The organism is Beijerinckia mobilis (genome assembly GCF_000745425.1).
In the GTDB taxonomy this organism is placed as follows: Bacteria; Pseudomonadota; Alphaproteobacteria; order Rhizobiales; family Beijerinckiaceae; genus Beijerinckia; species Beijerinckia mobilis.
The window spans coordinates 112,145-126,846 of the sequence record NZ_JQJH01000006.1 but is presented as its reverse complement, the minus strand read 5'-3'; the positions used below and the strand labels follow the sequence as shown (position 1 = coordinate 126,846).

Genomic DNA, 14,702 nt, shown 5'->3' with positions numbered 1-14,702 from the left:
TTGCTCCCTCATCGATCGTTGTTTCTAAAGAGCAATTTCAGAACCGGGCTCTCATGCAGGATAATGAAGCGAATCGCTTTACCGCGCGCGCAGCGCGTTATGCCCGGGTCGGGGTCAATGTCGGGGGTGTTGCGGCGCGGATCGCCGGCGCGCGCCTAACCGGAGCGAAGGGTGCGGGTGAGGGAAATGCGCGGGCTCTAGCCTCTGCGCTCGGGGGGCTCAAGGGGCCTATGATGAAAGTCGCCCAGATGATGGCGACGATTCCCGATATTCTACCGCCTGAATATGTCGAGGAATTGCAGAAGCTGCAAAACGAGGCGCCGCCCATGGGAGCGGCTTTCGTCAAGCGGCGTATGCAAGGGGAGCTCGGCCCAGATTGGCAGAAGCGTTTCGCGGCCTTCGACCTGCATCCGGCGGCGGCAGCCTCGCTCGGGCAGGTGCACAGGGCGCGGGCCTTGGACGGCACCATGCTCGCCTGCAAGCTGCAATATCCGGATATGGCCTCGGCGGTCGAGGCCGATCTCAAGCAGCTCGAGATTCTTTTCGCCATGCACCGGCGGATGAATCCCGCAATCGATACACGCGACATCGTGAAGGAAATTTCAGAGCGTGTGCGCGAGGAACTCGATTACACGCGTGAAGCCTGCCATGCCGCACTTTATAAGGAGATATTGCGGGATCGCCGCGAGGTGCGGGTACCGGGCATACATCGCGATCTCTCGACCCGGCGTCTTTTGACGATGGACTGGCTTGATGGCCGTAAATTGCTCGACTTCACCCGGCATCCGCAGGAGATCCGTAACCGGATCGGCGCGGCCATGTTCAACGCCTGGTGGGTTCCCTTCATCCATTATGCAGTCATTCATGGGGATCCGCATTTCGGTAATTACGCGGTTTTCGATGAGGGTGGTGAGCCCGGAGGTATCAACCTCCTCGATTACGGATGTATCCGGATTTTCCGGGCAGGTTTCATCGATGGTGTCCGGGAATTATATACAGGCTTCCTCACCCATGATTTCGAACGGACGGTTCACGCCTATGAAATCTGGGGCTTCAAGGGCCTTTCCCGCGAAATCGTCGAGATTTTGAACGTCTGGGCGAAATTCATGTATGGGCCTCTGCTCGACGATCGCGTCCGCACTGTCGCTGATGGCGTCTCGCCAGCTCAATACGGACGCAAGGAGGCTTTCACGGTGCATCAGGCGCTCCGCAAGAAAGGCGGCGTGCGCGTGCCTCAGGAATTCGTCTTCATGGATCGGGCGGCGGTTGGTCTCGGAGGCGCTTATCTCCATCTGGGTGCCAAGCTCAATTTCTACAGGTTGTTCAATGAAGCGCTTGCGGATTTCGACAGGAAGACGGTCGAACGCCGGCAAGCCGAAGCGCTTGCCCGGGCAGGGCTACCACCACCCGCGTGAGCCCTAGTGCATCATATTCCTGTGCAGCATTGAATGAATTCAAGCGGCTGGAAAATTATTAAAAATTATTTTATAATTTGCCCTGAAGAAATTTTCTTCGTTCAATCAAAAGAAATTGAGGAAACTTTTCCAAGGCGGCATGCGTTGATTTAGGACGATTCGTCTCATGGCAAATTCGTGGCGGATTTAGGCCGTGCTTCGGGCAAGCTTGGGCTTGTCAATTTTCTGTCATAAAAGATTCATCCTACTGTTAAGCTGAGCCGGTAAACGCACCCCTATCTTTCGTTGGATCAGGGACGCGTTCTCACATGCACTCTCGACTTAAAAGCCTTGCCTTGACGCTTTGTGCGTCTAGTGCCTTGGCAAGCTTCCTTGCCGCGCCCGTGCATGCGCAAGATGCGGCCATGGCCGCCAAGATCGAAAAACTCGAAGCGCAATTACGGAAATTGGAACATCAGCTTGCGGTTCAGGATCGCCGTGAGCGTGCGACCGCGGCTGAGGTCCATAAAGTGACCGTCCATCCGGTCAATCCGCGCGAACATGCGGGGCGCGTTGGTGGCGCTTCCCCCGCCCATAATTATGTTCCCGTCGAATTCGGACCGGATCATTCGCTGCGCGCGCCTGATGGTACGTTGATCAGCACTGACAAGATTTATTACAAAGGCCTGACGATCACGCCCGGCGGCTTCTTCGAACTCGACGGCATCTTCCGCAGCCGCAACCAGGCTTCCGATCTCAACACGTCCTGGGGTGCTATCCCTTACGGTAACGTCGCCACGGGCCATACGAATGAATACCGTCTCACCGAGCGTCATAGCCGTTTCTCCCTCCTTGTCGAGGGTGACATCAACAAGGACATTCACCTTGGTGGCTATGTGGAAATGGACTGGCTCGGCGCTGCCCAAAGTGCCAACCTGAACCAGACCGACTCGTTCCAGCCGCGTATCCGTAATATGTATGCGACGGTGGATTTCAAGGAATATGGCCTGCACGGGCTGTTTGGACAAAGCTGGTCTTTGATGACGCTGAATGCCCATGGCATGTCGCCGCGCAAAGAACAGCCGCCGATGGTCATTGATGCGCAATATGTGCCGGGCTTCAATTTCGCTCGCCAGCCGCAATTGCGCCTCGTCAAGGATCTCGGCAAGGATTTGTTCATCGGTGTTTCGATGGAAAATCCGCAGACGACCTTTGGTGGCAACGATCCCGGCAATATCGCCTATAATATTACTGGCGGCAGTGGCTTCAACAACGTCAACAAATTGTCGCTCAACAACATTCCGGATTTCATCGGCAAAGTGGCCTGGGAACCGGTCCTCGGGGATCGTCAGATCCATATCGAAGGTTTCGGTATCTATCGTAACTTCTACAGCTACAACACTGCCACAGGCGTAAAGAGCAACGTCACCGGCTGGGGTGGTGGCGGTGGTATCATCGTTCCCGCCATTCCGAAGACTCTTGATCTTCAGTTCTCCGGCTTCGCCGGCCGCGGTATCGGCCGTTACGGCGCTTCCGGTCTGCCGGACGTCGCGATCCAGGCCAATGGCACATTGACCGCCAATCCCGAAGTCATGCTGCTTGCCGGCGCGATCCTGCATGCGACGCCGACCCTCGACTTCTACGTCTACGCGGGTCAGGAACAGCAACTCTCGCCGCGCTACAGCTTTAGTTCCAATGGCACGCCCTACGGTATCGGCAATCCGCTTTACAACAATTCCGGTTGTAACATCGTCGGCTCTTCGCTCTGCAGCAATCAGACGAGTTCGATGCGTTCGCTGGCCGCCGGTTTCTGGGATAATTTCTACAGCGGCAGCTTCGGTCGTCTCCAGGGTGGCGTCCAATATTCTTACACGCAAAGAACCGGTTATGCGGGCATCGGCGGAACACCGAAGGCCGATACCAGCATCATCATGACCAGCTTGCGTTACTATCCTTTCTAATCGAAGCATCATCAGTGATCTGATTTGGAAAAGGGCGGAAGCAATCTTCCGCCCTTTTTGTTGATGGTAATTCGTGACGAATTCGTCACAAACAAAACCCCGCTTCTTTCAGAAGCGGGGTTTTGTTTGTGCGTTTCGCGGATTGCTGCGGGCTTCATGAGTTTCCTCCCGAAGCCCGCGGAATTGGTTTCGTTTAGCGCACGATCACATTCTTGAACTGCCAGGGATCGTCGAGATCGAGATCCTCTGCGAATAATTGGGCGCGATCGACGAGTGGCGTCCAGTCCGTATATTCACCAATGACCGGGCCGAGATAGGGGCGCTGGACTTCGAGACAACGCTGGAAATCCACTTCATCTGCCTCGACAATGCCTTCGTTCGGATTCTCCAGAGCCCAGACCATGCCGGCGAGAACGGCGGAGGTCACCTGAAGACCAGTGGCATTCTGATAGGGCGCAATGCGGCGCGTCTCCTCGACGGAGAGTTGAGAACCATACCAATAAGCGTTTTTCGCATGGCCATAGAGCAGAACGCCGAGTTCATCGATGCCGTCGACGATTTCATTTTCATCGAGAATATGGAATTGCGGCTGGGGCTGCCATTGCGCGCCGGCCATTTCATCGAGCGAGAGGACTGCATCATCCGCTGGCCTGTAAGCATAATGGCAGGTCGGCCGATAAACGACATGGCCATTGTCCCGCACCGTATAATAATCGGCGATCGAGATCGATTCATTATGCGTGACGAGAAAACCGTGTTGGGCGCGCGCTGTCGGTGTCCATGAGCGCACACGCGTGCCGGCGCCGGGGCGCATCAGATAGATTGCGCAGTCGGGACCGAAATCATGTCGCTTGCCTTCCGGGGGCATATGTTTCTCATGTGAGCCCCAGCCGAGTTCGGCCGGCTGCAATCCTTCCGAGATGAAACCCTCAACCGACCATGTGTTCACGAAGACATTCATCGGCTTCGGCGTCTTGGCGCGTTGCGTGTCGCGCTCGGCGATATGAATGCCTTTGACACCGACTGTCTGGGCGAGTTTTGCCCATCCCTCGCGGCTTGTCGGCGGTGTCGCATCGAGCCCGGTATCGGCCGCTACATTCAAAAGGGCCTGTTTGACGAACCAGGAAACCATGCCCGGATTGGCACCGCAGCAGGAAACCGCCGTCGGACCTTTGCCGAAAGCGCGCTTCTGATCCATGACCTCCTCGCGCAATGCGTAATTGGAGCGCTGCGAAAGGGTGAGACGCGGGTCACTGTAAAAGCCGAGCCAGGGTTCATCGACCGTATCGACATAAAGTGCGCCGACTTCCCGGCACAGCCGCATGATCGCGGCCGAGGAGACATCGACGGAGAGATTGACGCAAAAGGCCTGACCACCGCCCTCGGTCAGGAGCGGCTTCAGGAGATCGACAAAATTCTCGCGCGTGACGCCTTTCTGGATGAAGCGGACGCCGCGCTCGTCAAGCAATTCCTTATGCTTCTCGCGCGGGTCGATGACGGTGAAACGGGCGTGATCATAGTCGAAGTGACGTTCGATCAACGGCAGCATGCCTTGTCCGATCGAACCGAAGCCGATCATGACGATGGGACCTGTAATCTTGGCATGCACGGGCCATTGCGACATTTTGGATCTCCAGAGAATGCGATGCGGTTTGCGCATCGGCTTCATTGAAACCATGAGAGCGGGCTCAGAATGGCCGAGACATTCGAGTCTCCGGCCGGAAAGCGGCCATTCCTTTACAGGATTATAGTGTAGCGCATCTTTCCATTGGCCAGATCCGGACAGGCGTCCGGAGCAATCGTCTGTATATCGTGGTTCATGAAGATGAACCACGTTTAAGCAAGCGCGATGACGATCGGAAAGGATCGGTTCAGGAAGCCGGAAGCATCGCAAATGGATCCGCAAACGCCCGACCTGAAGTATGTTCTGTCAATGCAGAAGGCGCGGAAAATTGGTTCGCTTATGCAAGAGCGGGAAGCAGAATCCAATACTCTGTCTCGATGAGAAGGACTCATTGAGACATGGCCTCGGCGATGATGGGACGGTGGCTTTGCGCCGGTTCTCCTTGATTCCAACAATTCGCATCAAGGAGACTTGGTAGAGCGGTTGCGGTTAATCGTGTGCCGTTCCGGGAATCTGGAGGCGAGCCAATGAAATCGTCGCGCCTGCCGCCTGGACACCAGTCCGAAAGATCATTGTCATTTCGGATTGAATTGGTGCTTGTTCACGAGAGCATCGGAAAGGATCGAGCCTGAAAGTCCGACGCTCGCGCGGGCCGGGCAGCAGGCGCGCGACCGGTGGCCACCGGTCATGCCGCCTGCTGCCAATCGGAGGGTGCGAGGGCAGGCGGGAGCGAGGTTCCGAAACGCAGATCGTTTGCAAAGGGGAAGAGAAGCGCACCGGTTGGCAGCACCAGCCCTTCCGCTTGGGCCAATGCCGCGTCGGAAAGTTCGAGACCCAGGAAACGAGCCCGATCGACCGGGCCCGGCAGGTCAAGTCTTGTCGTCAAATTCGGCGAAAAGCCGAACTTTGCATAATAGGGCGCATCGCCGACGAGGAGAATCGCGGCATGGCCGAGATCTTTCGCGCGGCGGATTGCCTCGCGCATGAGCTTGCCGCCAAGGCCAAGGGAGCGATGTTCCCCGCTGACCGCGAGCGGGCCGAGCAGCAGGCAGGGCACGAGGCCAGCAAGCACGTGCCAAAGCCGCACCGTGCCGACGAGCGTCTCACCATCCTTGGTCACTTCTCGGGCGACGAGCGACAGGCCAATCGCTGGATAGCGCCCCTCCCTGAGCCTTTCGCTGGTCTTTTCGAAACGTGCCTGGCCAAAGGCCTGATCGAGCAGGGCTTCGCGCGCCACGACCTCATCCGGACGTTCGTCGTCGATCACGATCGTCGATGACATCTCGAGACTGGCGGGGTTAAAGCCGGCAAATCCGGGGAACGGAAATTGCTGCGGAGTTTTGTCGAAAAGGCACTCGTTCAGGAGGAGCGAGGTCATCATAAGCCTCCATGGCCCGGCGAAGGGGCCAGATTGCGCGTGACGACCCTCGTACCGGCGCGTGGAATGCACGTGCCAGCCGTTCGGGACTGGAAAGGGTAAGTGGAAGTGTTCTAGACGCCCATTGCGGTTCAAAAGAAGGGGCGTCTCATCATAAGGATTCCGAATGAATGATTCGGAAATCCCCTATCGTCCGGCGCAAACTCACGATGATGGCAATGGTTCGCCGGATTTTGGAAGATTATTCCATTTCCAGGACCGGTAGGCGGTCCTGGAGAAACTCAGATCACATAGGATTTGAGCGGCGGGAAGCCGTTGAAACCGACCGAGGAATACATGGTCGTATAGGCGCCGGTTCCCTCAATCAGCACTTTCGAACCGATTTCGAGGCTGACGGGAAGCATATAGGGGTCTTTTTCATAGAGCACGTCGACGGAATCACAGGTCGGACCCGCAAGCACGCAGGGTTCGAGCGTATCGCCGTCGAAAGCGGTCTTGATCGGATAGCGGATCATCTCGTCCATGGTTTCGGCGAGTCCATTGAACTTGCCGATGTCGAGATAGACCCACTTCACCTTGTCATCGTCGGCTTTCTTGGAGATCAGCACGACTTCGGCTTCGATGATTCCGGCGTTGCCGACCATGCCGCGACCCGGCTCAATGATGGTTTCCGGGATCTTGTTGCCGAAATGTTTGCGCAGCGAGTTGAAGATCGCCTCGCCATAGGCTTTCACCGCCGGCACGTCGCGCAAATATTTCGTCGGGAACCCCCCTCCGAGATTGACCATCTGCAGCACGATGCCGCGTTCCGCGAGATCACGGAAGATCTCGGCGGAGGAGCGCAGGGCGGAATCCCACATCAGCGGGTTGCGCTGTTGCGAACCGACATGGAACGAGAGGCCATAGGCCTGCAGGCCGAGCCGGTGGGCGTGCTCCAGAACACGGGCGGCGAGCTCCGGTGCGCAGCCGAATTTGCGGGAAAGCGGCCATTCGGCGCCTTCACCATTGCAAAGGATGCGGCAGAACACGCGCGAGCCGGGAGCAACGCGGGCGATCTTCTCGACCTCGGCCTCGCAATCGACCGCGAACAGGCGCACGCCGAGCGCATAGGCGCGGGCGATGTCACGCTCTTTCTTGATCGTATTGCCGAAGCTGATCCGGTCGGCCGAAGCACCGGCGGCGAGAACCTGTTGAATCTCCACCACGGAAGCGGTGTCGAAGCAGGAGCCGAGGCCCGCAAGCAGCTCAAGCACCTGCGGATCGGGATTGGCCTTCACGGCATAGAAGACGCGCGTATCCGGCAGCGCCTTGCTGAAGGCATTGTAATTGTCACGCACGACGTCGAGATCGAGGACGAGGCAAGGGCCATCTTCCGTGCGGGAGCGGAGAAATTCTTGAATGCGATCGGTCATCGCGGCATCCCTTCGAAGGGCGTGCGGAACACGCCAGAAGAATAAGCTTCGGGGTGCATGGCGATGCTCCCACGGCCGCGCTGTGGAGACGCGGACGCGCAAAGTTGACCCGCCATACGTGACAGCAGGACGTTTCCGCGCGAATAATCACGCAGACCGCCAAGCAGTCAGATGCTGCGCCGTTGGGGCACTAGATTCCGATCACAGACGATAAAACGCCTGCAGGAAAATAGAGCCTTCGATTGGAATGGAAAGATTTCCCTTCCGCACACCCGGCAAGATAGACAAGCCTCTTCGGTAAGTCAGCTTTGGAGGCTGACAGAGACGAAAAAGCCCGGTCCGTCGTTGCTTTAAGTCGCGTCCCCCGTTTGGCGGGGTTCGCCGGTTCGCCTCCGGCTGTCGATCCTTTAGTGATGGTGCACCGGCCTCTTGTCCGGATTCTCCATCAATCGACCACGACCACAGGCACGTGCGATTTGGGCAAGCGCAAACATAAGCGATTCGTGCAGAAACACAAGAACTTTCTGAAAAAAATACTTTGCGAATGGGTGCCGCCGGCAAGATCAGGCGAATCCATGCCTCGTGTCATTGCTTGCGCTGATCCTGATCAGCGAGGTTCTGCGGCCATGCACGTATCCGCCGTATGAAATGCTTGCGGCTTACGGCAAAGCTCGATACCTCTCGATCTCGGTCATGGCGGACATTGTTTCGCTATAAAGGCAAAGCAGCATGGCTGCTTCCCCCAGGAGTTTCGAGCTTCGTGCGATGGACGGGCTCGATGTCCTGCATATCCATTGTCAGCAGGATCTTCTTTAGGCTGGGGGTTTTTCTCGGCCTGCACGGTCTGCTCCCCGCATTTCCCACGAGCGTTTTCCCGCAACGCTTGCCCAGTGCCTTTCCCTCCGTTCGGACTTGCAAGTTCATCCCCATGGCAGAATTTCCTCCGGCTGATTTCCCTCGTCGCCGTTTCGTTCAGGGCTTTGCCGCTTCCACGGCCTTGCTGAGCTTCGGAGCGCCTCATCTTGCTGCCGCCGCCAATAACAATGCCTCAGCCGCGCCGCAGCCATCAACGCCACCGTCGCGTTTCGAATTTGACGATGTCGTCCGCCGCGCCCGCGATCTCGCCGCGGCACCTTTCGATGCCCGTCCGCCGAGCCTTCCGGATGCCCTGGCGCAGCTCGACTTCGACACCTGGCGGGACATCAAGAACCGGCCGGATAAAGTGTTCCAGCTCTCGCCGCAGAGCGCATTCCGGATGCAATTGTTCCATCTGGGTCATCTCTATAAGCGCCCGGTGATCGTCAATACGATTCGCGACGGCATTCCGACGCCCATTCCCTATGCCGCCAATCTGTTCGATTACGGCCGCGCCAAATTCGACAAGCCGCTCCCTGTCAATCTGGGATTTGCCGGCTTCAGGCTCTATTTTCCGCTGAATTCTCCGAAAAGCTCCGATGAAATCATTTCCTTCATCGGTGCCAGCTATTTCCGCTTCGTCGGCCGCAGCGAGAGCTGGGGACTTTCAGCGCGCGGGCTTGCCGTCGACAATGGCACGGATCATGAGGAATTCCCGTTCTTTCGCGAATTCTGGATCGAAGCGTCGCGCGACCAGGGCGATCATGCGACCATCTATGCCCTGCTCGACAGTTCGGCGGCGACTGGGGCGTTCCGATTCGAATTGCGGCCCGGACAGAACACCGAGGTTGCCGTCTCCACGACTCTCTTCATGCGCAAGACGGGCGTGAAGCTTGGTCTAGCGCCTTTGACCTCGATGTTCCTGGCCGGCGAGAACGAACATCGTTTCAAGGACGATTTCCGTTTCGAACTGCATGATTCCGATGGTTTGCAGATCCATACCAACAATGACGAATGGCTCTGGCGGCCGTTGCGTAATCCGCCAACGGCGCAAGTCACTTCCTTTCCCGCTCGGGATTTCCGTGGGTTCGGCCTGATGCAGCGCGACCGGACCTTCGATCATTACCAGGATCTCGAACTCTCCTATCAGTCGCGTCCGAGCTATTGGGTCACGCCGCGCGAGAATTGGGGTGACGGCCATATCGATCTGCTCGAATTGCCGACATCCGACGAGACGAACGACAATATCGTCGCCTCCTTCATGCCCAGCGACAGTCTCGATCCTGGCAAGCCTTTTTCCTACGGCTATACAATCACCTCCTATCTCGATGCGTCGCGGCTGTCGCCAAACGGCCGCGTGGTCAATACCTTCCAGACAATCGCCCGGGCGCTTGGCTCCTCGGAACCGGTGGTCGCCAACTCCCGCAGGTTCCTGGTTGATTTCGCCGGCGGTGATCTCGCTTATTATCTCGATGATCCCTCGCAGGTCGAAATCGTGGCCTCCACTAATAATGGACAGATCATGCGGACCTTCCTGATGCCGGATCCGATGATCAAAGGGTTTCGCGCGGCGCTTGATGTCGTGCTTGAACCAGGCCAGACGGCTGATTTGCGGCTTTTCCTGCGCTCCGGTCCGCGTGTGCTGACGGAGACGTGGGTCTATAGCTGGACGCCGTAACAATCAGAGCATTTTCCCTTTGGACGGAATCGCTTCGCGTTTCAAAGGCATTGAAAATGCTGTCTGTTTTTTGACAGAGCGCTTTCGGAAACCTCCGAAAGCGCTCTCGGCAGTATTGAGAGAATCGGTGTGGGTATTAGAAAGGCGAAACGCGCCGATATCGATCAATTGGAAGCGATCGAAAACAAGGTCTTCGTCTATGACCGGTTGTCGCGCCGTAGCTTGCGCGATTACATCGCCTCGCCGCGCGTCGAAATGCTGGTCGCGACGCAGGGCCGCGAACTCGCCGGTTACAGCCTCGTCGCCTTCCGTAAAGATTCTGTTTTTGCGCGCCTTTATTCGCTCGCCATCGCCCCGGAATGGAATGGCAAGGGGCTGGGGCGCGCGCTCCTTGAAGCCAGTGAAAAGGCCGCGCGGCGCCGTGGCGCCACGGCAATGAGGCTGGAAGTGCGGGCCGAGAATCAGCCAGCCATTGCTCTCTATATCAAGGCTGGCTTTGAGTGTTTCGATAGAATCGATGATTATTACGAAGATGGCGCAACGGCGCTGCGGTTTGAGAAATCCCTGCGGATCAGGCGCTGAAGCTGCACGATCATCATGGAAGCGGCAAAGTGTCCGCATCCGGTGGCTCACCGAGCCGGGCGAGATCAAAAGCGGCGACATCCTGCAGCAATTCGATGAAGGCGGTCGCTGCGTAATCGAAGCAGCATTCGCCCTTTTCGGCTGTTGCCGCCGCGGCATTGCCCATGGCGCCGCTTGGTGAAAGATCCTGGCTCATCCAACCGAAACCGGTCGGCCTGCCGGTCCTGAGCCAGGTGAAATCCCGCTCGAGCGCCTCACTGGCGGAAGGAAAATCAGCGAGCGCCTCGCGCCTGACGAGATCCGGCCGCAGCGCCAGCATTTGTGAGGTCTCGATATCGCCGGCATGAATGCCGAGGCGCTTCTCCGTGTCGGAAAACAAGCCGTCGGGCAGGCCGAAACGGTGCATCGTCGCCATGACGACGAAGAGACCAAGACGGGCGCGCAATTCATGCGCCACCATGTCGAGCAGGGCGACATTGCCGCCATGGGCATTGGCGAGCACGAGTTTGCGGCAGCCGGCCCGGTAGACACAGGTGCCGAGTTCCGTCCAGGCGCGCAGTAGGAGATCGGGCGGCAGGCTGAGCGTTCCCGGAAAATCGATATGTTCGACGGACAGGCCGCAATTTTGCACGGGCAGAAACAGGACGGGCAGATCGTCCGGCAATCTCGTGGCGACACGGGCAATATATTCTTCCAGGAGGAATGTATCGACACCCAGCGGTAGATGCGGCCCATGCTGTTCCGTCGCGGCGACAGGCAGCACGGCGATGACGTCATGCATCGGATAGGACTGGAAATCGGTCCACGTCATTTCAGCCCAGAAACGGGTAGGCAGCATCATATCGCGCTCGGCATTGACTGAAGCTTCGGCTTCAAGAGGAAGACTGGCGCATCTTGAGGCCAGCGCGTCAGGATGCGTGTCCAGCATCTAGCCGAAACGATGATTGCGCAAGAGGGGGGACGCCCGGACCAGACGCCGCCTGAAAGCCCATGAGGGATCTTGAGGGATAAAGAGGAACGAGGCCAATTAGAGATCGTCAAGTAGAGATCAAGTAAAGACCAAGTGAAGGTCGAGCGAAAGCCGAGCATTCCAACCGCACCTTTTTTGCGATAAAGAAGATCGATTACTCTTCGCTGAGAACCGCCCACCGCGTCGCGCCGAAGAGGATGTGCTACCGGTTCGATAGTCCAATTGATGTTGCAGGGGACAGCAGGCGTGAAAAGATTGATTGTCCTCATCACCCTCCTGATTGTGATGGTTGACGGCTGTGGATGGGCGGCCGATGGCGTGCAGCCATACGACCATTTGGACAAAGTGACCTTTGCGACCAATTGGCTTGCCGAGGCCGAACATGGAGGATTCTATCAGGCCCGCGCGGATGGAACCTATGCACGTTACGGTCTCGATGTCACAATTCTGCAGGGAGGGCCACAGGCCAATAATCGCCTGCTGCTTGCGGCAGGCAAGGTGGAATTCAACCTCGGCGCCAATCTGATCGAGGCTTTCGATGCGGTGCAGGGCAACATTCCCATCGTCGCCGTCGCTTCCCTGTTCCAGAAGGATCCTGTGATCTTGATGTCGCATCCAGGTCAGGGGCGCGATCATTGGGAGGATCTGCCGAAGGCCACCGCCTTCATCGGGCGTGAGGCTCTGGTCTCGATGTTTCAATGGCTGCGCATCGCCTATGGCTTCCGGGAAGAGAATGTACGGCCCTATCTTTTCAATTCAGCACCGTTCCTCGCCGACAAGACCTCCATCCAGCAGGGCTATGTCACTTCCGAGCCTTTCGAAATCGAACAGAAAGGCGGCTTCAAGCCGAATGTCTTCCTGCTGGCTGATCACGGGTATGATTCCTATTCGACGACGATCGAGGTGCGGCGTGATCTGATTGAAAAGCAGCCCGATCTCGTCAGGCGTTTTGTCGAAGCCTCGATCATCGGCTGGTATCATTATCTCTATGGCGATAATCATGCGGCCAATGCGCTCATCAAACGGGATAATCCTGAAATTACAGACGCGCAGCTCGCCTATTCCGTGGAGCAGATGCGGGCGCGCGGGATCGTCGATTCCGGCGATGCCCTGACATCCGGCATCGGGACGATGAATGACGCGCGCGTCAAAAGCTTTTTCGACAAAATGGTGCAGGCTGGCCTGTTCAAGCCCGATCTCGATTACAAAAAAGCCTACACGTTGCAATTCATCAACAAGGGTGTGGGCCTCGATCTGCGGCCGCATACGCCATGATGCAGAATGAACCCGCACGCATACTCGTTTCCCTGCGGGACGTATCGAAAGTCTACCGCAATGGGACGGAGGCTCTGCGGGACATTTCCTTCGAAGTCCGGCAGGGGGAATGCGTGACGCTGCTCGGACCTTCCGGCTGCGGCAAATCCACCGTGCTGCGATTGATTGCCGGGCTGGATCCTGTGTCCTCTGGCGTGCTGACGCATGAGCGGGGTGAGACTGTTGGGCCCGACAGCCGCTGTGATATGGGATTCGTCTTTCAGGAACCGGCCCTGATGCCTTGGGCGAATGTCTTCGACAATGTGTTTTTGCCGCTTCGCTTGATCGGCCAGAGGCGGAAGGAAACACGGTCGAAGATCGAGGCTATTCTCGCTCAGGTGGGGCTCTCGGATTTTCAGAAGGCCTATCCGAACCAATTGTCCGGCGGTCAGCGTATGCGGGTTTCCATCGCCCGCGCACTCGTGCGGGATCCGGCTCTTCTGCTGCTCGACGAGCCCTTTGCCGCGCTCGACGAGATCACTCGTTTCCGTCTCAATGATGATCTGCTGCGCCTTCGCGAGACATTCGGGACGACCTTCGTCTTCATCACCCATTCGATTTATGAGAGCGTCTATCTCTCCTCGCGCATTCTGGTGATGGCGGCAGCGCCCGGACGCATCGTCGAGGAAATTGCGATCGATGCATCGCTCGAGCGGGATGAAAACTTCCGGCTCGGCGAAACCTATCTCGCCTATTGCCGCAAGGTGACGCGGGCGCTGGAGTACGCGAGCGGGGCGCGGGTATGAGGCATTGGTTGTCACGTCTGCCGGGATTTTTTCCGCCGCTTCTCGTCTTTCTTGCAGCGCTCGGCCTTTGGGAAGCCATCGTGCGTGTCGCCGCCATTCCGCCCTATATTCTCCCGGCGCCGTCGCTGATCGTCGCGACGCTCTATAATGATCGCGCGATCCTGTTTCCGGCTTTGTGGATCACGGTTGAAATCACCTTTGGCGCCTTTCTCGCGGCGACCCTTGGTGGCGTTCTGCTCGCACTCTGCTTCGCGCGATGGCCGTGGGCGGAGCGCTGTTTCCTGCCCTTCGCCATCATTTTGCAGGTGACACCCATCGTCGCCATCGCGCCGCTTTTGGTCATCTATCTCGATGCCGATAGCGCGGTCCTCACCTGTGCTTTTCTCGTCGCTTTCTTTCCCATTCTGGCGAATACATCGCTGGGATTGGCGGCTACCGACCGTATGCTCGTCGATCTCTTCACCTTTTACGGGGCCTCGCGCTCGCAGATGCTGTGGTGGCTGCGCTGGCCCTCCGGGCTGCCCTATTTTCTTGGAGGGCTCAGGATTGGCGGCGGACTTGCGCTGATCGGCGCGATCGTTGCCGAACTTGCGGCGGGCGCCGCGGGGAAGGGCGCGGGATTGGCTTTTCGCATTACCGAGGCTGGCTATCGTTTGAACATACCGCGCATGTTTGCCGGTCTTACGCTGATATCGCTCACCGGCATTACGATCTTTTTCCTTCTGTCGGCAGTGTCGCGCCTGTTGTTGCGGCATTGGCATGAGAGCGCGCGCTCGTCTGAGCGTTGA

At 57.7% G+C, this 14,702-nt stretch carries 11 protein-coding genes; 7 read left to right on the top strand and 4 right to left on the bottom strand.

The features are described from left to right. Positions 1-53: 53 nt before the first annotated feature. On the top strand, positions 54-1,415 hold the full coding sequence (locus DL88_RS08240) for an ABC1 kinase family protein (RefSeq protein ID WP_034994556.1): 1,362 nt from the start codon (positions 54-56) through the stop codon (positions 1,413-1,415). A gap of 308 nt (positions 1,416-1,723) precedes the next feature. Next, complete coding sequence (locus tag DL88_RS08235) at positions 1,724-3,355, top strand: hypothetical protein (RefSeq protein WP_156971001.1); 1,632 nt, start codon at positions 1,724-1,726, stop codon at positions 3,353-3,355. 193 nt (positions 3,356-3,548) lie between these two features. Here the strand turns inward: DL88_RS08235 and DL88_RS08230 are convergent, their stop codons facing one another. The 3 genes from DL88_RS08230 to DL88_RS08220 form a co-directional block, all read right to left on the bottom strand. Continuing rightward, positions 3,549-4,979, bottom strand: coding sequence for a homospermidine synthase (locus DL88_RS08230; protein ID WP_034994701.1), 1,431 nt, complete (start codon positions 4,977-4,979; stop codon positions 3,549-3,551). A gap of 685 nt (positions 4,980-5,664) precedes the next feature. Continuing rightward, positions 5,665-6,261: a GNAT family N-acetyltransferase gene (locus tag DL88_RS08225; protein ID WP_169741548.1), complete on the bottom strand. Its 597-nt coding sequence runs from the start codon at positions 6,259-6,261 to the stop codon at positions 5,665-5,667. Between the two features lie 377 nt (positions 6,262-6,638). Then, positions 6,639-7,769, bottom strand: coding sequence for a type III PLP-dependent enzyme (locus tag DL88_RS08220; protein WP_034994552.1), 1,131 nt, complete (start codon positions 7,767-7,769; stop codon positions 6,639-6,641). 928 nt (positions 7,770-8,697) lie between these two features. Here DL88_RS08220 and DL88_RS08210 point away from each other — a divergent pair. Both DL88_RS08210 and DL88_RS08205 read left to right on the top strand, forming a co-directional pair. Beyond that, positions 8,698-10,302 (top strand): OpgD/OpgG family glucan biosynthesis protein, encoded by a 1,605-nt coding sequence (locus tag DL88_RS08210; protein ID WP_034994549.1) that lies wholly within the window; start codon positions 8,698-8,700, stop codon positions 10,300-10,302. Between the two features lie 129 nt (positions 10,303-10,431). Further along, positions 10,432-10,884 (top strand): GNAT family N-acetyltransferase, encoded by a 453-nt coding sequence (locus tag DL88_RS08205; protein WP_051955746.1) that lies wholly within the window; start codon positions 10,432-10,434, stop codon positions 10,882-10,884. A 13-nt stretch (positions 10,885-10,897) separates the two neighbouring features. Here the strand turns inward: DL88_RS08205 and DL88_RS08200 are convergent, their stop codons facing one another. After that, a complete protein-coding gene (locus tag DL88_RS08200; protein WP_034994698.1) occupies positions 10,898-11,722 on the bottom strand; it encodes a creatininase family protein in 825 nt (274 codons plus the stop codon). A gap of 417 nt (positions 11,723-12,139) precedes the next feature. Between DL88_RS08200 and DL88_RS08195 the strand changes: the two genes are divergently transcribed. The 3 genes from DL88_RS08195 to DL88_RS08185 are packed head-to-tail and all read left to right on the top strand — an operon-like array spanning position 12,140 to position 14,702. Next, positions 12,140-13,129, top strand: a complete 990-nt coding sequence (locus tag DL88_RS08195) for an ABC transporter substrate-binding protein (RefSeq protein ID WP_051955763.1) — start codon at positions 12,140-12,142, stop codon at positions 13,127-13,129. Beyond that, a complete protein-coding gene (locus DL88_RS08190; protein ID WP_034994546.1) occupies positions 13,126-13,914 on the top strand; it encodes an ABC transporter ATP-binding protein in 789 nt (262 codons plus the stop codon). Before DL88_RS08195 ends, DL88_RS08190 begins: the two co-directional genes overlap by 4 nt. After that, positions 13,911-14,702: an ABC transporter permease gene (locus DL88_RS08185; RefSeq protein ID WP_051955745.1), complete on the top strand. Its 792-nt coding sequence runs from the start codon at positions 13,911-13,913 to the stop codon at positions 14,700-14,702. The genes DL88_RS08190 and DL88_RS08185 overlap by 4 nt, the downstream gene beginning before the upstream one ends.